General features: G+C 63.4%; 30 protein-coding genes. All 30 read left to right on the top strand.

The genetic code is table 11. From position 1 onward, the window contains the following. The first annotated feature begins 26 nt into the window (after positions 1-26). The 30 genes from AC5FXY_RS18315 (at position 27) to AC5FXY_RS18170 (ending at position 21,849) form a co-directional block, all read left to right on the top strand. Positions 27-293: a hypothetical protein gene (locus AC5FXY_RS18315; protein WP_493558160.1), complete on the top strand. Its 267-nt coding sequence runs from the start codon at positions 27-29 to the stop codon at positions 291-293. Next, on the top strand, positions 290-655 hold the full coding sequence (locus AC5FXY_RS18310; protein ID WP_493558159.1) for a hypothetical protein: 366 nt from the start codon (positions 290-292) through the stop codon (positions 653-655). Before AC5FXY_RS18315 ends, AC5FXY_RS18310 begins: the two co-directional genes overlap by 4 nt. Positions 656-681: 26 nt before the next feature. After that, entirely contained in the window at positions 682-951 is a 270-nt protein-coding gene (locus AC5FXY_RS18305; RefSeq protein WP_493558158.1) for a hypothetical protein, read from the top strand. 94 nt (positions 952-1,045) lie between these two features. Beyond that, entirely contained in the window at positions 1,046-1,327 is a 282-nt protein-coding gene (locus AC5FXY_RS18300; protein ID WP_493558157.1) for a hypothetical protein, read from the top strand. After that, positions 1,324-1,965: a recombinase family protein gene (locus AC5FXY_RS18295; protein ID WP_493558156.1), complete on the top strand. Its 642-nt coding sequence runs from the start codon at positions 1,324-1,326 to the stop codon at positions 1,963-1,965. Before AC5FXY_RS18300 ends, AC5FXY_RS18295 begins: the two co-directional genes overlap by 4 nt. A gap of 103 nt (positions 1,966-2,068) precedes the next feature. Then, the gene (locus tag AC5FXY_RS18290) at positions 2,069-2,596 is read left to right on the top strand and encodes a hypothetical protein (RefSeq protein WP_493558155.1); all 528 of its coding nucleotides are present in this window, start codon (positions 2,069-2,071) and stop codon (positions 2,594-2,596) included. A gap of 32 nt (positions 2,597-2,628) precedes the next feature. Continuing rightward, positions 2,629-3,108: a hypothetical protein gene (locus AC5FXY_RS18285; RefSeq protein WP_493558154.1), complete on the top strand. Its 480-nt coding sequence runs from the start codon at positions 2,629-2,631 to the stop codon at positions 3,106-3,108. Then, entirely contained in the window at positions 3,108-4,832 is a 1,725-nt protein-coding gene (locus AC5FXY_RS18280; protein ID WP_493558153.1) for a hypothetical protein, read from the top strand. Before AC5FXY_RS18285 ends, AC5FXY_RS18280 begins: the two co-directional genes overlap by 1 nt. Positions 4,833-4,834: 2 nt before the next feature. Then, positions 4,835-6,580, top strand: coding sequence for a hypothetical protein (locus tag AC5FXY_RS18275; RefSeq protein ID WP_493558152.1), 1,746 nt, complete (start codon positions 4,835-4,837; stop codon positions 6,578-6,580). A gap of 231 nt (positions 6,581-6,811) precedes the next feature. Beyond that, on the top strand, positions 6,812-7,309 hold the full coding sequence (locus tag AC5FXY_RS18270; protein ID WP_493558151.1) for a DUF5675 family protein: 498 nt from the start codon (positions 6,812-6,814) through the stop codon (positions 7,307-7,309). Beyond that, a complete protein-coding gene (locus AC5FXY_RS18265) occupies positions 7,309-7,857 on the top strand; it encodes a hypothetical protein (protein WP_493558150.1) in 549 nt (182 codons plus the stop codon). Before AC5FXY_RS18270 ends, AC5FXY_RS18265 begins: the two co-directional genes overlap by 1 nt. Beyond that, positions 7,857-9,215 carry a hypothetical protein gene (locus tag AC5FXY_RS18260; protein WP_493558149.1) on the top strand — a complete coding sequence of 453 codons (1,359 nt, stop codon included), beginning with the start codon at positions 7,857-7,859 and terminating at the stop codon, positions 9,213-9,215. Before AC5FXY_RS18265 ends, AC5FXY_RS18260 begins: the two co-directional genes overlap by 1 nt. Beyond that, on the top strand, positions 9,216-9,815 hold the full coding sequence (locus AC5FXY_RS18255) for a hypothetical protein (RefSeq protein ID WP_493558148.1): 600 nt from the start codon (positions 9,216-9,218) through the stop codon (positions 9,813-9,815). A gap of 9 nt (positions 9,816-9,824) precedes the next feature. After that, positions 9,825-10,325 carry a hypothetical protein gene (locus AC5FXY_RS18250; RefSeq protein WP_493558147.1) on the top strand — a complete coding sequence of 167 codons (501 nt, stop codon included), beginning with the start codon at positions 9,825-9,827 and terminating at the stop codon, positions 10,323-10,325. Positions 10,326-10,499: 174 nt separating this feature from the next. Beyond that, on the top strand, positions 10,500-11,519 hold the full coding sequence (locus tag AC5FXY_RS18245; protein ID WP_493558146.1) for a S49 family peptidase: 1,020 nt from the start codon (positions 10,500-10,502) through the stop codon (positions 11,517-11,519). Beyond that, positions 11,504-11,920 carry a hypothetical protein gene (locus tag AC5FXY_RS18240; protein ID WP_493558145.1) on the top strand — a complete coding sequence of 139 codons (417 nt, stop codon included), beginning with the start codon at positions 11,504-11,506 and terminating at the stop codon, positions 11,918-11,920. The genes AC5FXY_RS18245 and AC5FXY_RS18240 overlap by 16 nt, the downstream gene beginning before the upstream one ends. 58 nt (positions 11,921-11,978) lie before the next feature. Then, positions 11,979-12,968, top strand: a complete 990-nt coding sequence (locus AC5FXY_RS18235; RefSeq protein WP_493558144.1) for a hypothetical protein — start codon at positions 11,979-11,981, stop codon at positions 12,966-12,968. 84 nt (positions 12,969-13,052) lie between these two features. After that, positions 13,053-13,757 (top strand): hypothetical protein, encoded by a 705-nt coding sequence (locus AC5FXY_RS18230; RefSeq protein WP_493558143.1) that lies wholly within the window; start codon positions 13,053-13,055, stop codon positions 13,755-13,757. 78 nt (positions 13,758-13,835) lie between these two features. Beyond that, the gene (locus AC5FXY_RS18225; protein ID WP_493558142.1) at positions 13,836-14,048 is read left to right on the top strand and encodes a hypothetical protein; all 213 of its coding nucleotides are present in this window, start codon (positions 13,836-13,838) and stop codon (positions 14,046-14,048) included. 224 nt (positions 14,049-14,272) lie between these two features. Beyond that, positions 14,273-14,485, top strand: a complete 213-nt coding sequence (locus tag AC5FXY_RS18220; protein ID WP_493558141.1) for a hypothetical protein — start codon at positions 14,273-14,275, stop codon at positions 14,483-14,485. Between the two features lie 77 nt (positions 14,486-14,562). Beyond that, complete coding sequence (locus AC5FXY_RS18215) at positions 14,563-15,315, top strand: hypothetical protein (protein ID WP_493558140.1); 753 nt, start codon at positions 14,563-14,565, stop codon at positions 15,313-15,315. Then, on the top strand, positions 15,312-15,548 hold the full coding sequence (locus tag AC5FXY_RS18210; protein WP_493558139.1) for a hypothetical protein: 237 nt from the start codon (positions 15,312-15,314) through the stop codon (positions 15,546-15,548). Before AC5FXY_RS18215 ends, AC5FXY_RS18210 begins: the two co-directional genes overlap by 4 nt. Then, the gene (locus tag AC5FXY_RS18205) at positions 15,530-15,706 is read left to right on the top strand and encodes a hypothetical protein (RefSeq protein WP_493558138.1); all 177 of its coding nucleotides are present in this window, start codon (positions 15,530-15,532) and stop codon (positions 15,704-15,706) included. The genes AC5FXY_RS18210 and AC5FXY_RS18205 overlap by 19 nt, the downstream gene beginning before the upstream one ends. Positions 15,707-15,767: 61 nt before the next feature. Beyond that, positions 15,768-16,286 (top strand): hypothetical protein, encoded by a 519-nt coding sequence (locus tag AC5FXY_RS18200; RefSeq protein WP_493558137.1) that lies wholly within the window; start codon positions 15,768-15,770, stop codon positions 16,284-16,286. Next, complete coding sequence (locus tag AC5FXY_RS18195) at positions 16,270-17,775, top strand: terminase large subunit domain-containing protein (protein WP_493558136.1); 1,506 nt, start codon at positions 16,270-16,272, stop codon at positions 17,773-17,775. The genes AC5FXY_RS18200 and AC5FXY_RS18195 overlap by 17 nt, the downstream gene beginning before the upstream one ends. Positions 17,776-18,072: 297 nt before the next feature. Continuing rightward, positions 18,073-18,366 (top strand): hypothetical protein, encoded by a 294-nt coding sequence (locus AC5FXY_RS18190; protein ID WP_493558135.1) that lies wholly within the window; start codon positions 18,073-18,075, stop codon positions 18,364-18,366. A 1-nt stretch (position 18,367) separates the two neighbouring features. Next, positions 18,368-19,630: a hypothetical protein gene (locus AC5FXY_RS18185; RefSeq protein WP_493558134.1), complete on the top strand. Its 1,263-nt coding sequence runs from the start codon at positions 18,368-18,370 to the stop codon at positions 19,628-19,630. A gap of 2 nt (positions 19,631-19,632) precedes the next feature. Further along, positions 19,633-20,571, top strand: a complete 939-nt coding sequence (locus AC5FXY_RS18180) for a DUF6712 family protein (RefSeq protein ID WP_493558133.1) — start codon at positions 19,633-19,635, stop codon at positions 20,569-20,571. Next, entirely contained in the window at positions 20,568-21,068 is a 501-nt protein-coding gene (locus tag AC5FXY_RS18175) for a hypothetical protein (protein WP_493558132.1), read from the top strand. Before AC5FXY_RS18180 ends, AC5FXY_RS18175 begins: the two co-directional genes overlap by 4 nt. Continuing rightward, positions 21,049-21,849: a hypothetical protein gene (locus tag AC5FXY_RS18170; protein WP_493558131.1), complete on the top strand. Its 801-nt coding sequence runs from the start codon at positions 21,049-21,051 to the stop codon at positions 21,847-21,849. The genes AC5FXY_RS18175 and AC5FXY_RS18170 overlap by 20 nt, the downstream gene beginning before the upstream one ends. Positions 21,850-22,020: the final 171 nt, after the last annotated feature.

The raw sequence follows: 22,020 nt of genomic DNA, 5'->3' as shown, positions 1-22,020 counted from the left end.
TTCTCACCTCTCAACGCTTACCTCCCTTGGAGTACACCCGCACCCCAGCCGCCACGAAGTTTGTGAACAAGGCGCTGACCAAGCTTCTCATTTACTGGAAAGACGGCGGGACCCGCACGTTCTACAACCGCACCCGGCCCATCACCCGCTCCGAGGAGGAGCACCGCACCTACAGCATCCACAAGCACCGCCGGTACTGCGAGGAAAATGCGCCGGACATCAAGGTGGCCATGATCTACGACGTGCGCTCCGGCACCGAGCTGCACAAGTTCAAAAACGGCACGTGGGTATGAGCACGCCGCTGCCCTTTCTGGCCCAACGGGTGCCGCTGTACCCGGGCGAAGCCGCCGCGCTGCGCGACGGTCTGGGCCGGCTGCTGCACCAGCTGCTGTTCGCGACGGCGCCGCTGAGCCTCGAGCAGGCCTACGCGGTAAAGCCGCTGGCCAAGGCCCACCGCCGCCTGCAGCAACTCAGCCACCGCCCGGCCAAGCCCGGCCGGCCGGGCACGGTCAGGTTCGAGTTCGACGAGCTGGTGGCCATGCGCCGGCAGCACGGAGCCATCCAACAGGCGGGCGGCAACGTGCTGCTGCTCACCGGTGCGCTGGGCAAGGTGCACCAGAAGTCCCTGAACCTGGACCGTTATATTTGCCTCTGATAGCAAGGCGTTACCCGATAATAGTTATGCAGGCATTTGCGAAGGTTATCCCGCACGAGCGGTTACAGCTGCTAGTGCAGCGCTACGAAGAGCAGACGGAAAGTCCCCAGCGCTACGTGCTCGAATGCAAAACCGTGCACCAGGGCGTGCCCCTGATAGTCAAGCAGCGCTATTCCGTGGCCGCCGACCGCGACGCGGATTGGGAACTGCTCCAACCGGGGCAGCGGGTCGGCATGCTGCTCGGGGCGATGATCAACGAAATCGAGTTGAGCGGTACCCGACCTGTGCTAAAATAAGTGGTGCGCCAAACGGCCGCGAAATCGGCGCGTTTCGGGCCGATTTTTCGGGGCGGCAGGTGTAGCACGGAAACCACTCACTAATATTAGCACAATGAAGACACGCCGTATCACTTACGATTTGGGATTAGACCAACCAGCTCCTACTGCTAATGACTTTGTAGTGAGTATTACAAAAGAGGAGCAGGTCGGCTCGGTATATCACATTGCTCACGCGCGGCTGATGCAATCGAAGGTTCCAGGCCGGTATGCTTTGGACGTCTATCCTGCTCCAGAGCTGAAGCCAGCAACAACAATCGATTCCGCCGGCAATGTCTTTGTTCGCGGCACTAAAGCTTATCAGCTGGTATGGTATCCGCGCACTAAGAAAAAATGACGCCCGTAGCCATTTTCGCCCGCGTCTCGAAAGAGTCGCAAGACTTCGGCCGGCAGCTGGTGGACCTGCAGCGCCACGCCGATCAGCAGCACTATCAGGTGGTGGCCACCATTGCCGAGAAGCTCAGCGGCTCGCGCAACAGCCGGGCCCAGCGGCCTGACCTCGATCAACTACTGCAGCTGGCCCGCACCGGCCAGATCAAAAAAGTACTCGTCACGGAAATGTCACGCCTCGGCCGGCGTGCGCGGGAGACTCGTCAGGTGGTGGAGGAGCTGATGGACTTGGGCGTGTCGGTGTACGCGCTGAACATTGCCCTGGAAACCCTGCTGGCCAACGGCAAGCGCAACAGCATGGCCGGCCTGGTGATGACCGTGCTCATGGAGGTGGACGAGATGGAGGCCGAGCGCATCGGGGAGCGGAGCCGCTCGGGCCAAGCCAAGGCCTGGGCCAGCGGCAAGCAGAAGGGCCGTCCCGAAGGAACCACAAAATCAGCTCAGCAACTGCTGCTGGATTATCCGAAGGTGGTGCGGCAGCTGCAGGCCGGGCAGAGCGTGCGCAACACGGCCGCTATCTGCGAGGTGTCGACCGCTACCGTGCAGAAAATTAGCGCCGCGCTCAAGGCAGTTGTAAGCAAGTAGGTAGTTGTAATATCTTTAGGAACTGGAATTGTGCCTAGTTCAATTACGTCCTATTTTGAACTCGTGTTGGCAGCGAGTTTTGATGCAGTTAATCCACCGCCTAGTGAAGAACACGCCTACCTTCGCCATCCCCGTTAGACCGCATGTCAAACAATTTTTACTCGCTGAATTTGGCCAGGAGCCGCTGAAAATCCACCAGAACACCTTTATGGGCCGCGTCACGCTCATGAAGGTGGAGAAGCTGCCGTACCGCCAGCTCGACAAACCCGACAAGCCGGACCCGCGCCACAACCTGAGCATCGCGCTGCCCACGGCCCTGAAGCATTACCGCATCACGCCCGACGGCGCGCAGGAAATCGGGGAGATGCTGGAAAAATTTTTCCAGCAGCAAATGATTTTGTTCGTGAAGGGGCAGGTGGCCGTCACCCAAAACGAGCGGGCCGCCCTGCGCAGCTTCTTCAACCTGTACGGCCTTGACCCCAGCGAGTACGACCTGGAAGTAGCCCGCAAGGTGTACCGCGATTACAAAGAGCGGGTGCTGCGCGCCAACGGCCACCTCGATCTGATGGAGACACCCGGCCTGCTGCACAACGACGCAGCCGTGGCCGAAACCCACGCACTAGCGTCCTAGCAGCGCCTTTTCCGAGGGTGTTCCTTGCCGGCATGGAAAGGAACACCCTCGGCTTTTTTATTGCTTATTTCCGCCGCTTGGCCACCGAGCACGTGGCGCTCCGCAGCTTCGTGCACGGCCCCACGGCCCGCATTATCGAAAGCACCCGCTCAGGCGTCACCTACCCGTGCCTGTGGCTGGAAACGCCGTCCCTAGTGCTGCAGGAAAAAGACGGTACCGCGCCCGATGGGCAGCGGCGCTGCGCCTTCGTGGTGCTGCTGCAGAAGAAGGGCAGCTACGACGAACAGGACCTGCTGTGGGAAGAAGCCGAGCGCATCGCCCTCGATGTGCTCAGCCGCATGCGTCACGACCGAAAAAACCGGCTGTTCGGCTTTAGCCTCAACGGCGAGCTGGAGCCCATCAACACGCTGACCGTGGATAACGAAATCGGCTACCGCTTCGAGTTCGAATTGGGCAAGACCGTGGAGCTGTGCTACGACGCCACCCGGTGGCAGGAAGGGGGTGAGGCGTAATGGCGAAGATCCTCATCAAGCAGGTCTGGCAGTTCACCGAGAGCTACCAGGACCCCAACACCCCGCAGGTATTCGGTGACCTGTTCCACGCCGAGGCCTGGCACTTCAACACGCTCACCAAGCTGGTGGAGTACACCCCGTACCCAGACGGCGGGTTTTACGACTGGTACCGCGGCCAGGGCTCGGCTGATCCGGACGGTCCGCAGGATTTCAGCGTCGTTGAAATCTGGAGCGAATGCCTGGAGGATACGACCACCAAGCGCACCTACATCCACGACGGCGACGGCGGGCTGGCTGCCCCGGTCGATGACGAGGAGTCGGTGGATTGCGGTTGGGTCGGTCAGGAATGCGACCTGGAGCTAACCGGCTCGGTCAGCGGCTTCACCGCGACCGGCGTGGCCACCGGCGCGTACGGCCTGGTGCGCTACAGCCTCGACGGCGGCGTGACCACGCAGACCGATCCGGTGTTTGCCGCCCTGGAGCCCGGCCCTTACACCATGACGGCCATCGACGCCGGCATTGGCCTGAGCTGCCGGGCCGAGTGGGAGTTCACCATCGAGGAGGCCCAGCAGCCCGGCCCGGTCGCGCCCCCGGCCGGTAGCGTTACGGCCATCGACTTTTCCCTGCACCCGATCTGGCAGAACGTCGCCGCCGCGGCCGGCCGCGAGGTGGTGCTGGAACTCTACCTGGAAGCCCAGCACTACGCCGGCACGTTCCGCCGCGTGGTGCAGCTGCGCCAGCGCGCCGGCGCCGGGGGCTTCGCCGCGTTCCGCCTCGACCGCATCCTGCACCGCCAGCTGACGGCCTTCGCGCCGACCACCGGTATGGGCACGGTGCTCAGCCGCGGCAACATCCGTAACTACTTCGTGCGCACGGCGCTGATCGAGCCCACTTCGGGCCAGCCCGGCCCGTTTACCAACCGCGGCCTGCGCACGGTGCTGCGCGGCGGTCTGCCCCACGAGGTGCGCCATATTCCCTACCTGCAGAACCGCAACAGCATGGGCCGGGTGCCCTTCCTGAGCTGGCAGCCGCGCACCAAAACCATCACCATCGACCAGCCCGAGTGGTGGCTGTGGCTGGTGCCGCCCGGCACCACCAAGGACATCAGCGTGTGCCGCCAGTTCCGGTTTCCCGGCGTGGCCGCGCCGGTGCAGGAGCGCGAGCCGGTGGAAATCGGCCCGCCCGGCGAAAGCGTCGATTACCGGCTGCTGGCCGTGCCGGTGCGCCCCAACGACGAGGGCGCCACCGAGCAGCAGCTGTGGCTGGAAGACGAATTCGGCGAGCAGATCAGCGAGACGCTCACGTTCGCCATCGTGACGGCCGAGCCCCGCGCCCGCTACTACCTGTTCACCAATTCGCTCGGCGGCGTGGACACGCTGCGCACCACCGGCCGCTTCGAAGGCACCCTGGAAACCAAGGAGGAGCAAGGCACGCGGCTGCTGCAGCCCAACACGCTGGCGCTGGCGGGCCAGGCTTACGTGGTGAGCAGCGACACCCAGCGGCGCATGCGCGTGAACACCGGCTGGCTCAGCGAGGCCCAGTGGCGCTGGATGCAGGAGTTTGTGCTGGCCAAGGAGCGGTGGGAGTTCCGGCTGGGGCGCTACCTGCCGCTGCTGCTGGCCAAGGGCGCGGTGCAGGACACCAAGGACGACCGGGTGCTGAGCGGCTACACCTTCGAGTACGATTACGCTTTTGAGCCGGTGGCTTACGCCACGCTGACCTAAGTATGCTAGAACTGACCTCAGACGGCCGGCCGGTGGCGCTGGCCCCGGCCACCACCGTGCAGCTGGAAATGAACTCGCCGCTGTTCGACGACGAAGTAATTCGGGGCTCGTACTCGTTTTCCTTCGCGGTACCGGCCGAACCCAACGGCGAGGTGTACGGCTTTCCGGAACTGCCGGAAAGCGACTCGGTGCCCACGGCCGGCATTCCCGGCGAACTGGCCGACGACGGGCTGCGCCTGCTCACCGGCCTGCAGCGCGTGCGCTCGGCCAACGCCCGGCAGTACTCCATCAACCTGGTGGGCGGCGCGAGCGAGTTGGCCGCGGCCATGAGCGGGCGCAAGCTCGCCTCGTTTGCCTACGGCGGGGAGCGGCGCGTGGCGCAGCAGGTGACGGTAGGCGGCGTGGAACTGCCCGGCATCATCGTGCACGCCAACGCGACGGTGGCCCATCCCTACCGCTACCCCTACGTGTTTGCCCCGGTTAGCAACGACGGCCTGCTGGATCCGGAGCAGCCCGACCCGAATTTGTTCGTGAATCCGTGGACGTGGCGGGCCGCGGGGGGCTCCTTCGTGCACGAGCCCGGCGTGCTGGCCGAGCAGCCGCCGCTGTGCCCGTTTCCGTGGCTGCGCTACGTGCTGGCCAGCATCTTTGCCGAACTCGGCCTGCAGGTCGACGCCGCCCGGTTTCTGCCCGGCGAGCTGGGCCAGCTGCTGATCGGCTCCACGGCCGTGCTGCCGGCGCCGGTGCACCGCTTTCGCCTCGCCGACGTGCTGCCCGACCTGACGGTGGTGGACCTGCTCAACGCGCTGCGCAAGGATTTCGGGGTGGTGTTCCTGGTATCCAACGAGCGGGTGGTGCGCTCGGCGTACCTGAGCGAGGTGGTCGACAGCACCGATTCCCTCGACCTGACGCACCTGGCTTCGGCCGAGGCCACGGTGGAGCGGGCCGACCCGGCCGGGCTTACGCTGACCTATTCGGTTGACAGCGACGACGTGCTGACCAAAGACTTGGTGAAGAACTTCAGCGGGCTGCGCACCGGGCCTCCGGCCGCGACGCTGGCGCAGCTGCCGGCCAGCGCCCTGGTGGAGCTGGTGCCGGGCGTGGGCTACACCGTGCCCGAAGTAGAGGTGCGCCTGGTGGTGGCGCTCGATGCCTGGTACAAGTCCACGGTGGCTTACACGCCGGGCGACCCGTCGGCCGTCATCACCTGGGCCGAGTTTGCTGCCAACTACCGGCCGCTGCCGGTCAACGGCGGCGGCGAACCGGTGGAGCAAGGCACCGCCGTCACGCTCATGCGACCCGGCACCTGCACCCACCAGGGCGTGGCGTTTACCGGGTTGTTTCCCACGATGCGGCAGGCGGCCTTCCGCGCCGGCAGCGAGGAGGTGAAGCGCAGCAGCGCCCTGCGGCTCTGGTTCTGGCGCGGCCTGCAGCCGGGCGCGACGCCCGGGCAGCAGTACCCGCTGGTAACGCCCTACAACCGCAACGCCCAAGGGCAGCGCATCGGCAATTGCTCCTTGAAGCTGGACGGCCAGGACGGCACGTACGAGCGGTGGCTGAAGTCGTGGCTGCGCGTGAAGCTGGCCCCGGTGGTGGTGAAGGACTCGCTGGACCTGACCACTGAGCAGCTGAGCCAGCACGACCCGGCCCGCAAGGTGCGCATCGCCGGCATCGAGTACCTGGTGCGCAAACTCACGCCCACCGTGCCGCTGAAAAAGCGCGTGCCGGTGGAATTGGTGCGGGTGTAACTATTCCAATAAAAGAGAGGATTAGCAAAAAAATATATTTGCCAGTTCTTCCCCAGCTTTTGCCAGTTCTTCCCCAGGCCGGTTGCCGGAGCCCAAATCGGGTCCTCCGGCAACCGGCCGCTGGCTTCCGGCCAGGGGTGGCAATTGCCAGTGCCGGCGCCGGGGTAGGGGCGACCATGGGGCGCGGGCTGCGGCCTACGCAGGGGCGGCCCGCGGCGCCTTCTTGGCCGCATGAGCAACATCAAGACACAGGTTGCGGCAAAGCCAGCCGCCCCTGCCCCCAAGCAAGTCGTGGTGGTCGGCACCTCCCCGACGCCCGCCCCGAAAACCCTGGAGCTACTGCTGGCGCGGGAGAAATCGAAAGAGAAGCGCACCTTCGGCAAGCTTTACCTCGACGGCAAGTATTTCTGCCACACGCTGGAGGACGTGGTGCGTGCGGCCGGCGTGAAGGTGTTTGGCGAGACGGCCATCCCAGCGGGTCGCTACCGCGTCGTGGTAAACACCAGTGCGCGCTTCAAGCGCCTCATGCCGCTGCTGCTGAGCGTGCCCGGTTTCGAGGGCGTGCGCCTCCACGGCGGCAACACCGAAAAGGATACGCTCGGCTGCCCGCTGGTAGCCTACAAGTCGGACGGCATGACGCGGATCTGGGAATCGGCCGAGGCCGACCTGACCCGGCGCCTGCTGGCCGCGGAGGAAGCCGGGCAGCAAATCTGGATAACGGTACGCTAGTGCTGCCGCTGCAATCCATTCCGCCGTTGTGCGGGCCCAACGCGGGCGGCCTGTTGGGGGCCGTCCGCGTGTGGCCGGCCAGCAACGTGCGTGTGATTCCCGAGCCGGTAGCCAGCGTGCTGGAGCAGCCCATCCAGGTGTACGACCCGGACAACTACGCCGACCTGTACTTCACCCCGGGCAGCGCCAGCTTCGAGGAGGCCGAGGAAGAAGACGACCAAGGCTTCTTCTACAAACCCAAGCTGCAGCTGGCCGTTGCCGGCGACGCGCCCGACGTGCAGGAGGCAATTTCCCGGTTGTCGGGTGGGCGCTTCATTGCCGCGTACCAGGACGCCAACGGCTACACGAAGCTGGTGGGCACCCTGGCCGCGCCGTTGCGCTTCGCGGCCGGGCTGAGCACCGGCGAGAAACCCACTGAGCGCAACGAGCGGGTGCTCACCTTCAGCGCCCGCACGCCCACGCCCGCGCCCTTTTACCTCACCATCGAAACCGTGCCCGCAGCCAACCGCCGCGCATTCTCGGCCGGTTTCTCCTTCGGCTTCTATTAATGGAACAAGTAGAAATAGTACCGACGGCCCTGGGGCGGGCACAGCTCACCGACCTGAGCCGGACCAATTTGCCCGACAACGAAGTAGGGGCCATCACGCCGGCGATGATGCGCCAAGTGGTGCTGGCGCTGATCAACAACCAGTACAACCGCAAGGACGACGAGTTGAGCGGCGGGGGCGGGGCGCCGGCTCCTGGCTACTCCGATGCGCAGGCCGTGGCGGCGGTGCTGTTCTCGCTGGGGCGCGGCCTGAAAGGGGCGCTGACGGCCGGCGTGAGCACCGCCGTGCGCACCGATGACTTCTGGCTGTTTGGCACGCAGATCTGGCAGGCCCGGCGCGACTTCACGGCCAGCGCCGCACCTGTGGCCGGCGCCAACTGGAAATTGCTGCACGACTTTGCCCAGCTGACCTCCGCGCAGCTGGCGAATTTAGTCAGCAAGTCCTACGTCGATCAACAGGATCAAGCGCTAGCAGCCCGCACCGCCGTGCTCGAATCGGTCAACAACGGGGCCGTGGTGGGCCGCAACGCCTTTGCCGACGTGCGGGCGCAGGGCTACGAGGACATGATTCAGGCCGTGCAGGGCGAACAGGCCACTTACGGCGGTGGCCTGCTGGAAATCTATGCCGAGGACGTGTATATCTACACCCCTGGCCAGGTGCCGTACGCCGACAACAACTTCCAGTTTTGGAAGGGCGTGGCGGGGCAGACGGTGTATTTGAGCGCCGAGTACAAAACAGGCTCGCTCTACTGTGAGGGCGGCTTCGACTTGTACGGCGTGCCGCTGACGGTTACCAACGGCCTGTTCAACGGGCAGAACCTAAGCCAGATTCAGGCCGTCAAAATCCGGAGCAGCCTTATCCTGAACGATGTTCGCGCCGAGTATTACAGCTTTATCGGCACGCGAATGCTGTTTCAGCGGGCGGATGATGCGTTCGTTGCCCGCCCAAAGTTGATTTTGCGCGGCAGCACCTTGATCGCGCCGGAGCTTGCAATAGACCCCAGCATTGAGATTGTCGACGAGCGTGCCCAGGCCAGCGGTGGCGGTGGCCCGGACGATCCGGACATTCACACCACCACCAGCGGCAACCGCCGCACCGGGCCGGATGTGTACCTGACCCCGCGCACCCAGATCAACACCACGCTGATCGACAACGTGGCCAGCGTCAAGTACCAGGTGAGCTACCGGGACGACGCCAACGCCTGGCAGTACGGCCTGGTGCGCACGACGGAAGCCGAGGCCAACGCCGATTTAGTAGCCGTGCCCGCCGCGGCATGGGCCAAGGGAGTGCAGCTGCGCTACGAAACCGTGCCGCTCGACAGCACTCGCGAAGCCCAGTTTTTAACCAACGTTTCTTAGATGAGCAAGTACTTCGAAGGCCACAGCCGAGCCTTTCCGATTACCGCGCCCGGTGGCGTACCGCAGGGCTACGGCCATTTTGCCCGCTTCGCGCAGGCCCGTCTGGAGCTGCCGGCGCTACCCGCTTCGGTCAAATCGATTGCCTTCTACGTGCGCCGGGCCCTGCCCTCGGGCGGGGAGTACGTGTACGATTTGCGCCCGCAAGCCAACGGCTACTTCATCCCGGGCGAGCCGCCGTACCTGGGCCTGGTGCACAGCAACGGCCTGAATACATCGGCCGTCAGCGACGTGTTTGCAGGCGCCTTTCGCAAGGTGCTGATCGAGACCACGCCCAGCCTGAGCCTGACCAGCCTGTTTGCCCGCCACAGCTCGGATTCCGGCTGGGCCACCAACATCGACGTGGCCGACCTGCGCCTTTACGGCCGCGCCTTCACGGCCGACGAGCGGGCCGACGCCAACAACGTGCTGCCCAACGACCAGCTGGCCCGCTTCGACTTCCGGACCCTGACCGGCACGCCCGGCACTTCCACCATCACCGACACGCTCGGTGCTTACGTCATCACGGTCCACGGCACGCCCGGCGTGCAGATGGACGAATAACCAATTCTGATGCCCATCATCCGACACAACTTTCCGCCCATTGCCCAACGCGTGAATGACATCCGCTTCGGGGACACCGTCATTGCCCAGGTGGCCGAGTGGGACGGCTTTGCCCACAAGCCCGAAGGCGGGGGCACCACCTTCACCCACATCGACGTGAAGGTGCATTACCACTTCATCGTCGACGGCGAACCGGGGGCCCGCATTCCGGGCCTGGAGCCTTACCGGCTGAAGCTGGTGGCCGATAACGACACGCTGGTGAGCTTCCCGGATGGGAACATCCTGGCCATCCGGCAGGTGCGCAACGGCGAACCGGAACCGCTGGCCGAATGGACCGCCCGCGCCACCCAAGTAGCCGAAGCGCACTACGTGGCCGAAGGGCAGGATGCCAAGTGGCAGGGCGACTACATGGACTGGCTGCGCGAAACCCAGCGCGTCAACATCGGGGATATCCTTCGCTACCACATCGATCAGGCCCAAAAGATGGGCAAGTTCGTGCGCCTGCCATGATCCTGACCTCATTAGACGGCCGCTACCTCATCGGTTTGGTAGTGGTCGGCATGCTGGCCGTAGTCGGCCTGCTGCTTTATCGGGTCCTCAAAGCCCGCCGACGGTAAGCGGTTCCGTCCTACTGGCCAGCGAGGCATCAGGCTAGCATTGTGTACCGATTAAGCCCGGTACACAATGCTCGACCTGATTAGCGGCTCTGCGTGGGCCCTTGAAACCCGCTACTACAACCTGGCCAAAGAGCGCATTCTGACGCGCTTAGGCAAAGGCCTGCCGGCTCTCTCGCAAGCCGAAGTCGTACCCCGCCGCTACCCGCACGTGGATGCCAACGGCTTCCCCGCCATGTGGGTCACGCAGGCCGGGGAACTGGCCGGCCTCGACGTGAAGCCCCAGGGCCACGGCCTGAACATGGCCACGGCCATGAGCCAGCTGCTGGCCGGCTCCGGCCGCAGCCGCGAAGCCAACACCAGCGGCTCGAAAGTAGCCGTCATTCCGGTGCAGGGCTCGATCCAGAAGCGCGGCGGCATGTGCTCACTCGGTACCAAGGACTTGCTGCAGTCGCTGGCCCAGGCCAACCGCGACCCGGAAATCTCGGCCATCGTGCTCGATATCGACTCGCCCGGGGGCCAGGTCGACGGCACCGAGGAATTCGCCAACGCCGTGCGCACCTCCGGCAAACCGGTGGTGGCCTACATCGACGGCCTCGGCGCATCCGCCGCCTACTGGGTGGCTTCGCAGGCCTCCTACATCTACATCAATTCCGAGACGACCGGCTTTGCCGGCAGCCTCGGCGTGCTCTGCGTGCACGTGGACCAAACCGGGTTCCTCGAAAAGCAGGGCCAGAAGGTCAAGATTCTGCGCTCCAGCCGGGCTACGGACAAGGCACGGTTGAATTCGGTAGAGGCGCTCACGCCCGAGCTGGAAGCGCAGATCACGGCCGAACTCGATGCCATTGCGGCCACCTTCATCAGCACCGTAGAGCGCGGCCGCGCCGGCAAGCTCTCGGCCAAAGAAGACGTGTTCACCGGCAAGGTGTACCCGGGCGCGGAGGCCAAAAAGCACGGCCTCGTCGATGCCATCGGCTCCCTGCAGGATGCGGTGAACAAAGCCGCCTCACTCGCCCGCTCCGGCATCGGGGGCGGCAACTCAGCTACAACCCTCACTTCATCATTTTCCAACGCATGGCATTCGAACTGAAAAGCCTAGCCGCTGCCCTCGGCCTCAAATCGGCAGACGCTACCATCACTGAGGCCAACCTGAAACAGGCCAACGACACCATCGAGGCACTGGAGCGCGACAAAACCGGCGCGGAGCAGCGCGCCCAGACGGCCGAAGCGGACCTCAAAAAAGCCACCGACGAGTTGAAGACCGTCAAGGCTGACCTCACCACGGCTAACGCTGATCTGAAGAAGGCTACCGATAAGGTGGCCACGCTGGAGCAGTGGAAGAAGGAGCAGAAAGCTACCGACGGCCGCGCAGAGGACGCCAGCAACGACCTCGACGACGAGGACAAGCAGCCACTGGCCGGCTTCGAATTGGCTACGCAGCAGGCCGTGAACCGCGTGAAGGCCAAGGTCAACAAGAACAAAGGCAAGTAGCCATACCTGCCCTCAGTAAGTCAACTTTTTCCCACACAACCTTTCCAGGATAACTACCATGGCAGGTATGGATTTCTCGGCACTGCCGAGCCGTTTAAAGGACCACACGGTCCGCGAGTCAGAGAACATTCTGACCGAGGTGCTCATCGACGGGCACTCGTTTCTGGAGTACGTGAACTTGATTCCGGACGTCACCGACGAGATTGATCTGATGCAGATGTACATCGACTCGGTGCTGCAGCCCGGTGGCAAGGATACCTTCGACCCGAAGGGCACCTTCAAGTTCAAGAAGCGCACCGGCAAGGTGCGGGACTGCAAAATCGACTTCACGCTGACCCCGAAGCAAATCAACTCGATGTGGAAGTCCTTCATGGGCCGCATCAAGAAGGCAGCGGCCCGCGGCGACGTGTACGACGTGCCGTTCTGGGGCTTCATCATGGAGACGCTGGCCAAGAAGGGCAAGCAGGAACTGCACCTGGATGCCTTCTTCAAGGGCGTGCACAACGAAGACTCGACCCGCGCCGACCGCGTGTTCGACGGCATCCTGCCGCTGATGGCCGTGGCCGGTGCCATCCCGGCTGGCAACATCTACACCGGTGCGCCCATCACGCAGACCAACGCCATCGACCAGCTCGAAGGCCTGGTGGACAAGGTGCCCTCGCACATGCTGCAGTGGGACATCGTGGCCCTGGTGGAGCCCGAGGTGATGAAGTTCTACAACCGCGACTACCGCGCCACCTACGGCGGCCTGAACTACAACAACGAGTTCAAGCACACGATGCTCGACGGCACGAACGTGACGCTGGTAGCTGAGCCGGGCCTGGCCCAGACCAACGCCGTTATCATGACGCCCCGCGAGAACATCACCTGGCTGACCGGCGAGCTGAATAACTCGGACTCGTTCATCGTGGAGAAATCGAAGCGCACCATCAGCATCATGATGGACTTCCAAGCCGCGCCGGACTTCGCCATTGGCGAGCAAATCTGGACCAACGACCTGGCCCTGACCAAGGGCGCGGCCCTGCGCGCTGCCGCCGCTGCCGAGTAGTCTTCCCTGAACTGACTGAACATTCCCGGTGGCCCCGCGGCCACCGGGAAATTCTTCCACCTGCGTCTTCACTTTCTCAATCCAATGAAATCCTTTATGCTTCGCGCATTGCAGCTGACCGGCATGCTCATGCTGGTGCTGCTGGCGGCCCACACGGTGGCCCCCGCCGAAACCCTTCACGCGTTTCAGGCCGTGCCCTTCGGCCTGGCTGCGCACACGGCCCTGTTTGCCCACGCCTCGGGCATGCTGACGGCCGGCGTCTGCTTGCCGCTGGCCAGCATCGTAGCCGAAGATTGCGGCTCGAACCCGGGCGGCACCACGGAGTTGTTCGCCATTCGCCGGCGCGACATCCAGACCTTCCCCGAACCGGCAGAAGGCAACGTGGTGATTACCACGCCCATCGTACCCAAAGCCGGCAAGGGCTTTGTGCGCTGGGACCACGCAGCCGATACCGGCGACGTAAACCACAAATCGGCTGGCGACATCGGCAACCAGTCGATATCGGTCGAGCAGAACGTGTACATTCCCCGCGGCAACCCGGCCATCGACAAGGTGATTAACGGCGCCTTGAACGGTGACTACGTGTTTATTTCGCGTGATTCGCTGGGCCAGCTGCGCGTGCTCGGCAACAAGTACCGCGGCATCAAGTTCGATTACGACTACAAGTCGGGCAAGAAAGGCACCGACAAGAACGGTTCGGACTTCAAGCTGACCGGCGAGGGTTTCGGCCACGTGCCCTACTACTACGAGGCGGCCATCCCGATGCTCAACGAAGGCGGCGCGGCGTAGCCGTAACGCACCTTATAGTTCGCTTCTGCCCGGTTTCTCAGCCATTTCCCTCTCTCTTTGTTTTAACGATTCCCGATCATGCTTCAGAACTTTAGGCTGGTAAACACGGACGGCATCGGTTCGGTGAACTACGACGGCACCGACTACCCGCTCGACCAGATCGACGACACAATTGCGGCCAAGCTGTACGGCAAGACGCATATCCTGGAAAAGGTGGCCGACGTGGCGGCAGAGGCCACCCCGGTAGCCGACGGCGAAGCCGCCCCGGCTACCACCAAGCGCGGTAAGTAAGCCGCCCTGCTTGGAATAAAAGCCCCCCTCCTCGTTTGAGGAGGGGGGCTTTTTGTTGCTACCTTCGCCACGCGAACACACTCTGGTTTTACTTACCCGAAAGCTCTCGGCCGTGCCATCTGGAAACGGCCGGGGAGTAGAGCGGGGGCATGACCCGTATACTTAGGTCTTTCGGGCCAGAGGTGTTCGCAGCGATTTCCCCGGCTTGTCGCCGGGCGCTGCGTATGCCGGAAACCTCCCTGCCTTCCATCGCCGATACCTTGGCCCGCCACGGCATTAAGCTGAAGGCGCTGGTGAAAGCCATCGACGAGCACGTGGACTTAAGCCACGAGGTGCTGCACGAGCAGGACCCGCACACCGCCCCTTACGATTGGCTCCAGGAGAGCGACCGGCACGAGGTGCTGGTGGCGTTTCTGGACTACCTGCGCCGGGCCTAGTTCCGTCCTATTTCCGCCTGCCGGCCCCCGGTAGCTTCGAGTCCTTATTCACTTGAAGCACCGATAACGCCGCCCGTATGGAGGACATCGTTCAGTGGTTGGAGGCAGGCGCCTCCGCCGATTATGACACTGGAGTGCAGCTGCTGCGCCGGCACTCCAAGAACCGCATCCTGGTGGGCCACCTGGCCAAGAAGGAATCCGCCAACAACCGCGAAAAGCTGACCTACGAGCTGATCAAGCTGGGCGTAGGCGGCGACATTCAGGCTGTGGTAGAAGCCACGAACCTGCTGGCGGCTACCCATGCTGAAAACGCCGCGGCCGTGCAGGCAGCCGTGCCGCAGCCCCAGCCGCAGCCGCAGGCCACTAAGCCGGAGCCGGAAGAGGAGTTGCCGTTGGAGCAGCTGCCTGATGAGGTGCGTGCCAAGGTGGAGGACATCACGCGGCTGATGACCAAAGTGTGGGCCGACCGCTGCGGCTTGTCCAACCAGCTGGCCACGGCCGCCGACGAGCAAGGCGCCGTGCTGGTGCCCGAAATCCTGAAGCTGCAGCAGCAATACAGCGCCATGGCCGTGCGCCGCAAGCAGCTGGCGACCGGCGAGGCCACCGGTGCACCGGACAGCGTATCCGCTCAGCCGGATACCGCGCCCGCCGTAGTCTCCGCCGAAGTGCTGGCCCTGGGTGACGAGCTGCGCAACCTACGCTCCCGGCTTAGCAAGGCCAAACGGAAGCTGGCGAGCAAGCCCGACGACATCGAGCAGGAGCAGAAGGTAGCCAAGCTGGAAATTGAAAAAGACCAGCTGGAACTCAAGCTAAAGCAGCTGAGCGCGTGAGCCACGTGCTGCACCAGCGTGGGCGGGTAACCGGCGTGTTGCTCGCTCTGGTGGGAGTATTAGCGGCCGTGGTGGTGTTGGTCCTGGCGGCCGGCTGCACCTCGGCCGCGCTACCCCACACCCTGCGCCAGGAACGAATTGAACACCGGCAGCGCGCTCAGCGGGCCCGCCGCGGCCGGGTGTCCCCCCAACCCTTGCCTCATTACCGCCGCACATGGAAAAGCAAACCCTAGCGCCGCTGCAGTGGCGCTCCGAGCGGCGTCGGCTCGACACGCTCACGCCCCTCGAAAACAACCCGTTCGGGAAAAATACTGCAGACAAGCGCTGGCGTCAGAGACTGAAGCTCCAAGGGGGCATGATCAATATCCAACCGTTGGGAGCGCCGGTTTAGCACTAGCGTCCTATTACTGCCCCGTGGCTGAGCCGAGTTTGTCGGCTCAGCCATTGTTTTTATGACCAGAAAACTCAAACGGGGCGATAAGCTAGACAAGTACCGCGACCACCTGCTGATCGGGGCCGAACTGAAGGAGGACGAGATACAGATGCTGGCCAAGTACCGCAAAGCTCACAGCCTGCTGTGCATCGGCTACTCCAAGAACCAGGTACTGGCCGCGCTGGAGAAAGAATTCGACGAGTTGAGCACCTCGCACCTCTACGCCGTCATCCGCGACAGCGTGGGGCTGTACGGCAGCATCGAGGAGGTGGACCGCAAGGGGGAGCGGGTCATTGCCATCGAAAACTACAAGCTGCTGGCCAACCTGGCCCGCAAGGCCGGTGACTTCAAGGCTGCCATTCGGGCGCAGGAGCTGGCCGACAAGCTGCAGGGCCTGTTCGAGGCCGAGCAGGGCGGGCTTGATCCGAAAGCCTTCCTGGTGCCGGTGTCGATGATGTTCACCACCGACCCCGCGCAGCTGCGCATCCAAGAGCAAAACGACGAAACGGAGGATGCCGACTATGAAGAGGCGGAGTAATTACGTCGAGGAGCAGCGGCGCATCTACGTGAACGAGAAGCAGCGGCAGTTCCTGAGCACCCGGGCGCCGCGCCGCACCTTCGTGGGCGGGCGCGGCTCGGGTAAAACCACCGTGGCCGGCCACCAGACCCGGCTGGAGATGAACTACCTGCCCAGGGCCAAATTCTTCCTGGCGGGCCTCACCTACAACCAGCTGCTGACGAACACGCTGCCGGCGATGGAACTGGCCTGGCAGAACCACGGCCTGCGCGAGTACAATCCCAAAACCAAGTTCGGGCATTACGTCATCGGCAAAACGCCGCCCGCGCACTGGTACAAGCCGCACATTGCCCCGCGCAACTACGAGAATGCCGTTACCTTCCTCAACGGCTACACCCTACAGCTGCTGAGCATGGACCGGCCCGACGCGGCCCGGGGCGGCAGCTACGACGGCGGGCACATGGACGAATCGGCCCTGCTCAAGGAGGAGCACGTGACGCGCATCCTGATGCCCATGATCCGGGCCAACCGGCTGCGCTATACCCACTACCTGCACCACGGCCTGAGCGACTACACCTCGGTGCCGTGGTTGCCCTCAGGCCAGTGGGTGTTCAAAACCGAGGAGAAGGCCAAGGAGAATTCCGAGGAGTACTTCTACCTGGAATCCACCGCTTACGACAACGTGGACGTGCTGGGGCAGAAGTACCTGACCAACCTGCGGGAGGGCATGACCAAGCTGGAGTGGGACGTGGAGGTGATGAATGTGCGCCTGGCCAAGGTGCCCAATACCTTCTACCCCGACTTCAACGCCGAGAAGCACAGCTGCTGGGATTTGTACTCCTACGAGTACGACGACGTGACCGGGCTCACCCTCCCTACCAAACAGTTCCGCATCGGCAAGAAGCCGCTGGAGGCCAGCTTTGACTTCAACGCCAAGTTCACGTCGATGATCGTGTGCCAGGAGCACAACGACGAATTCCGCTGCATTGATGCGCTGTCGGTCACGCCCTCCGAGGCCGAAACCAACGTGCTCGATGCGCTGGTGAAGAAGTTCTGCGACGCGTACGAGAAGCACGAGAACAAGCTGCTCTACATCTACGGCGACCGGAACGGCAACAACAAGCAGACCAACAGCAACCTCACGTTCTACGAGCAGATCATCCAGGAGCTGCAGAAGCGCGGCTGGGCGGCTATCCTGATGACGGACGGCCTGGACCCCGACCACCGCCTCAAGCACATGATGATTAACGCCATGCTCTCCGAGCGCGATGCGCGCATGCCCAAGGTGCGGATGGATAGGGAGGCCTGCAAGTACCTCATCATCTCCATCAGCCAGTCGCCCATGGACCCGGACTTCAAGAAGAACAAACGCAGCGAGGCCAACCTGGTGGACCAGCGCCTGGCTACCCACTTCTCGGACTGCTTTGACAACATCGTGTACCGTAAGTACGCGCACCTCTACGGGGCGCAAGTAGTAGCGTACCAGGTGCGCTTCTTGGGGCGCGGCTAGGCAGCGGTCGGCAATTGCCACGCGAAAACCCTGTTTCCACGTTGGGAACAGGGTTTTTTGTTGTCCAGACCCCCGTTCATATAACCCAGCAATTGCCGCCTTGGCAATTGCCAAACGCTAAAGGGCGCACTCTCGACTGCGCGTTGGGCCATAAAAATCGGTGGCAATTTTTGGCTAACTGCTTGATTTCGTTTGGCGTCGGTCGAAAACACGCAATAATCGGGGCGCGGTGCTTTTCCGTCCTACCGGGCGGGAGACCAGCGCGGCAATTTGGAGGCAAAACAACCCCTCCGCGCAATGATCCACTGGAAGAAAGTGCTCGACGATATCGACCTGCGTCAGCACGCCGGCGTGCCGCACGTGTTTTCCCTCAGCTACTGGAAAACCAACGGCACGCGCGGCAGCAAAGCCCGCTGCCGCAAGGGCGGCAAGTACGCCCACCTAGGCGAGGTGAAGAATTCCGGCAAGTTCCGCTACCACGTGCAGCACACCGGCGTGCTGCAACTCATCGACGACGCGACCGGGCAACCCTTCGGCGTGAAAATCGCGCTGCTGACCCACTACAACGGTATCCCAATCGAGCACAGCTAAGATGAAAGACAACATTCGTCACCTGGCCGAGGGCGTGTACGTGCTGCGCGGTGCGAAGGCAGTCGTGGAATTTACGGGCGGCAAGGGCCAAGACGTCAACAACGGCGCCGAGGAACTCAAATCGGGCGGCATTGTGATTGCGCCTTGGGGCAAAAACAACCTGCTGCCGCAGGAAATGCTTAAGCTGTACTACGGCAACCACCTCAAGCCGCAGCTCCTGATCACGGCGCGGGATTTCCTGCTCGGGGCCCGCGTGGGCGTGTTTGAGCCCAAGATTGTCGGCGGTAAGCGGGTGCTGGAGCCGGTCCTTGACCCCGAAATGGAGGCGTTTTACGACTTCATCGACGGCGACATGCTCATGCGCTCGACCGCCTTCAACCTCGAATTCAGCGGAAACTACTTCACGGTGTTCGAACTGGAGAACAAAACCAACCTGGCCAGCGTCGATTCCTTCGATTGCACCGACGTGCGAGCCTGCGTGACGCAAAAGCGCTACCCCGAGAAGTACGCCCTGCACCCGAACTGGGCCAATTTCAAAGCGGCGGAGGTGAAAATCCTGCCGGCTTACGACAAAGCCGATCCTGGGCGCTTCGGGCAGTTTTTGTATCACGGCCGCGACTGGACGCCCGGCCAGAAGTACTACGACTACCCGGCGCACTGGGGCGGCAAAGCATGGACCGAGGTCAGCAACAAGGTGCCGAAGTTTCACATCAGCGGCCTTGAGAACGAGTACGGCGTGCGCTGGCACATCAAGATTCCGAAGGACTATTTCCTGCAGTTCGGCGACGCTAAGGCGCAGCAGCAGGCGGAGGACGACTTGCTGGAGGAGATGGACAGCTACCTGGCCGGGGCGGAAAACGCCGGCAAGGCCTTCGTGAGCAAGTACGACAAGGGCGGGGATGGCAAGCCGATGGGCGGGTGGATCATCGAGCCGATTGACTCGAAGATGAACAACCAGGCCTACGAGTCGGTGAACCAGCAAGCCAACATTGCCCACGTCAGTGCGCACGGCATCGACCCCTCGCTGGCCGGCATCGACACCGGGGCCAAGTTCGGCGGCTCGGGCTCAGAGAAGCGCATCAGCTACCAGCTGCACATCGCCCAACGCACGCCCAACAAGCGCAAGATTCTGCTCGAGCAGCTGAACGTGGCCAAGAAGATCCAGGGCCTGAACCCGAACCGGGTGTTCGGCTTCGAAGACATGGACATCACCACCCTGGCGGAAACACCGAAGGGGCAGAAAGAAAAAACCAATCCGCAGTAGCTATGCTGTTTACAAGCACCGACGAGCTAAAGCAGCACTTTAGCACCCTGCACCAGAACCTGAACTTCGAAACCATCCTCTCGCACGTCGAGCAGGCCGAAGCCACGCACCTGGCCCCGTTCGTGGGCCTGGAATTGCTCGAAGAGTTGGCCCAGGTCGACCTGAGCCCGGCGCAGCAGGCCTTGCGCAAGCGGCTGCGCGACCCGCTGGCCTACTACGCCGTGCTCGATGCGGCGCCGTTTCTGGCCATCAGCGCCGGCGAGCTGGGCATGATGGAGCAGCGCACCGACAACGCGGCTCCGACCCGGCAGTGGGTGTACCACAACTTCGTGGATGCCGCGGCCGACAACGGCGATAGGCTGCTGGATGCCGCCCTGGTGTGGTTGGAGTTCAAGGCTGATGACTTCCCGACGTGGCGCGATTCGGACCTGGCTCGGACCAGCCGCGAGCTACTGATCCAGAACGCGCACGAGCTGAGCAAGCACGTGGGCATTCAGGAAAGCCGCCGCACGTTCTGCGCCATGCTGCCGGCGTTGCGCCAAGTGGAAGATCTGGAAATCCGCCCGCTGCTCGGTGACGAAGCCACCGACGCCCTCAAAACCGCCTTGGCCGAGCGCCGGGCGCTGACGGAGGAGGAACGCACTTTGCTGGGGCTGATCCGGCCCGCGCTGGCCTACCGGGCGTACGCCGAGGCCTTGCCGCAGCTGGCCGTGAGCGTGACGGCCCGGGGCATCCGCCTGCTGAGCGAAAACGACGGCATCCGGCAGCGCCTCGCCGCCAAGCCGGACGTGGTGGCCATCCTGGCTAACAAAGCCGACGGCGTGGCCACCCAGTACCTGGAACGGCTGAAGCGCCACGTGGACGCCGGCCGTCCCAATGTAGAACCGTGGGCCGTGGCCCAGCACAGTAACGAGGGCAAGAAGTCCTTCCGCATCCGATGAAAACCCGCGTATCTGGACTGGAAATTGGCAGCGCCTTGCTCGCGGCCGGGTGCGCTTATGCCACCCAATTTGTGGAGGCGCACATCTGGTCGCCCGCTTACACCTACTACCTGCTCATGCTGCTGGTATCGGTGGAGAGCTTCGTGCTGGCCCACCTGGAGCGCAGGCGCTTTCGCCCGGTGCGCCTGGTGCTGCAGCTGCTGGCCTACACGCTGATCCTGGCGTTTGCCCACGGCTTTGCCAAGCACGAAGTGGGGCTGGTGTGGCTGGCGCAGCTGGCCCTGGCGCCGTTCGTGGTGTTTCACCTGCGCCGCCTCATCATCAGCCTCGGCAAGCTGGGTCTGGTCGACAGCGACGTGGCCACGCTGCTGCAGATGCGCATCGGCCAGCGGGCCGACCGCGAAGAAGCCAAACAAGAAACCGCCGACCCGGCTCCTGTGGTGCAGGAGCCGGTACCGGCCGAAACCGAAGCCGCGCATGAAGCAGTTCCGGCTTAACGACAAGCCCTACCAGCTGCCCACCACGTGGGCCGAGCTGACGGCCGCGCAGGTGCTGGCCGTGGTGCCCTACCTGTACGCCGATCCCAACAAGGCCGCGACCCGGCTGGCCGTGCTGCAGAAGTTGTGCACGGTGCCGCCGCGGCGGTTGCGCCAGCTCACGCCCGAGCAGCTGCGCGACCTGTGCCAGCTGGTGCTCTGGGTGTGGACCGAGGAGCCCACCACCACGGCCGTCACCTCGTTCCAGCACCGCGGCCGTACGTACCTGCTGCCAGCCCCCATGCTGGAAGATGCTGTCGCGCTGGAGTACGCCATGGCATCGGTGCATTTCCAAGCCTTCGCCCATCCCAAGCAGCCCAAGCCGCACAAGCTCGATGAGCTGGTGGCCACGCTCTGCCGGCCGGAGCGGGCCGATCTGGACGAAACCGACCCGCATTGGGACGGGCAGCGCCGCGAACGGTTCAACGCCAAGCTGGCCGAGGCCCGGGCCAAGGAGCTGGCCGATCTGCCGGTGGAAATCAAAATCGTGGTGCTGCAGCAGTTCCTGAGCGCCCAACGCTTCATTCACCGCAATTACCACGAGCTGTACCGCAACCAGGGTCCGCAGCGCCGGGGCGCGCCGCCGGCATCCGATGGAACGGAAGTGCTGCAGCTGATCCACACGCTGGCGCAGGAGGGCACCTATGGTACCTACGAGGCCACCGCTTACACCGGCGTGCACACCATTTACTTCAACCTGGCCAAGCAGGCCAAGCGTCGGCGCGAAGAGAAGGAAGATTAGCTAGTAAAGTGATCTTCGTCATCTTACATATGGACGCGCTTGCCGTAACTTGTTGGTAATTTGTGTTAGACCAAATTGTAATGATTACCGCAAAGCAAGTTCCTTTTCCTCCTGGCTCAGCCGAGCATACCTCTCGTTCGCGCTTTGCATTCTTTGCCATAGCGTTTGCCA

The organism is Hymenobacter sp. FMD4, assembly GCF_058932745.1.
Note: the sequence above shows the minus strand (reverse complement) of the source record. Positions and strands in the feature narration are given on the sequence as shown.

Coding starts and splice junctions, on each gene's coding strand:
- AC5FXY_RS18300 (WP_493558157.1), top strand. CDS start 1,046: ATGAAGACACGCCGTATCACTTACGATTTGGGATTAGACCAACCAGCT.
- AC5FXY_RS18285 (WP_493558154.1), top strand. CDS start 2,629: ATGGAAAGGAACACCCTCGGCTTTTTTATTGCTTATTTCCGCCGCTTG.
- AC5FXY_RS18235 (WP_493558144.1), top strand. CDS start 11,979: ATGGCAGGTATGGATTTCTCGGCACTGCCGAGCCGTTTAAAGGACCAC.
- AC5FXY_RS18275 (WP_493558152.1), top strand. CDS start 4,835: ATGCTAGAACTGACCTCAGACGGCCGGCCGGTGGCGCTGGCCCCGGCC.
- AC5FXY_RS18215 (WP_493558140.1), top strand. CDS start 14,563: ATGGAGGACATCGTTCAGTGGTTGGAGGCAGGCGCCTCCGCCGATTAT.
- AC5FXY_RS18260 (WP_493558149.1), top strand. CDS start 7,857: ATGGAACAAGTAGAAATAGTACCGACGGCCCTGGGGCGGGCACAGCTC.
- AC5FXY_RS18310 (WP_493558159.1), top strand. CDS start 290: ATGAGCACGCCGCTGCCCTTTCTGGCCCAACGGGTGCCGCTGTACCCG.
- AC5FXY_RS18195 (WP_493558136.1), top strand. CDS start 16,270: ATGAAGAGGCGGAGTAATTACGTCGAGGAGCAGCGGCGCATCTACGTG.
- AC5FXY_RS18230 (WP_493558143.1), top strand. CDS start 13,053: ATGAAATCCTTTATGCTTCGCGCATTGCAGCTGACCGGCATGCTCATG.
- AC5FXY_RS18185 (WP_493558134.1), top strand. CDS start 18,368: ATGAAAGACAACATTCGTCACCTGGCCGAGGGCGTGTACGTGCTGCGC.
- AC5FXY_RS18175 (WP_493558132.1), top strand. CDS start 20,568: ATGAAAACCCGCGTATCTGGACTGGAAATTGGCAGCGCCTTGCTCGCG.
- AC5FXY_RS18255 (WP_493558148.1), top strand. CDS start 9,216: ATGAGCAAGTACTTCGAAGGCCACAGCCGAGCCTTTCCGATTACCGCG.
- AC5FXY_RS18250 (WP_493558147.1), top strand. CDS start 9,825: ATGCCCATCATCCGACACAACTTTCCGCCCATTGCCCAACGCGTGAAT.
- AC5FXY_RS18205 (WP_493558138.1), top strand. CDS start 15,530: ATGGAAAAGCAAACCCTAGCGCCGCTGCAGTGGCGCTCCGAGCGGCGT.
- AC5FXY_RS18295 (WP_493558156.1), top strand. CDS start 1,324: ATGACGCCCGTAGCCATTTTCGCCCGCGTCTCGAAAGAGTCGCAAGAC.
- AC5FXY_RS18270 (WP_493558151.1), top strand. CDS start 6,812: ATGAGCAACATCAAGACACAGGTTGCGGCAAAGCCAGCCGCCCCTGCC.
- AC5FXY_RS18225 (WP_493558142.1), top strand. CDS start 13,836: ATGCTTCAGAACTTTAGGCTGGTAAACACGGACGGCATCGGTTCGGTG.
- AC5FXY_RS18190 (WP_493558135.1), top strand. CDS start 18,073: ATGATCCACTGGAAGAAAGTGCTCGACGATATCGACCTGCGTCAGCAC.
- AC5FXY_RS18245 (WP_493558146.1), top strand. CDS start 10,500: ATGCTCGACCTGATTAGCGGCTCTGCGTGGGCCCTTGAAACCCGCTAC.
- AC5FXY_RS18220 (WP_493558141.1), top strand. CDS start 14,273: ATGCCGGAAACCTCCCTGCCTTCCATCGCCGATACCTTGGCCCGCCAC.
- AC5FXY_RS18200 (WP_493558137.1), top strand. CDS start 15,768: ATGACCAGAAAACTCAAACGGGGCGATAAGCTAGACAAGTACCGCGAC.
- AC5FXY_RS18180 (WP_493558133.1), top strand. CDS start 19,633: ATGCTGTTTACAAGCACCGACGAGCTAAAGCAGCACTTTAGCACCCTG.
- AC5FXY_RS18170 (WP_493558131.1), top strand. CDS start 21,049: ATGAAGCAGTTCCGGCTTAACGACAAGCCCTACCAGCTGCCCACCACG.
- AC5FXY_RS18280 (WP_493558153.1), top strand. CDS start 3,108: ATGGCGAAGATCCTCATCAAGCAGGTCTGGCAGTTCACCGAGAGCTAC.
- AC5FXY_RS18240 (WP_493558145.1), top strand. CDS start 11,504: ATGGCATTCGAACTGAAAAGCCTAGCCGCTGCCCTCGGCCTCAAATCG.
- AC5FXY_RS18305 (WP_493558158.1), top strand. CDS start 682: ATGCAGGCATTTGCGAAGGTTATCCCGCACGAGCGGTTACAGCTGCTA.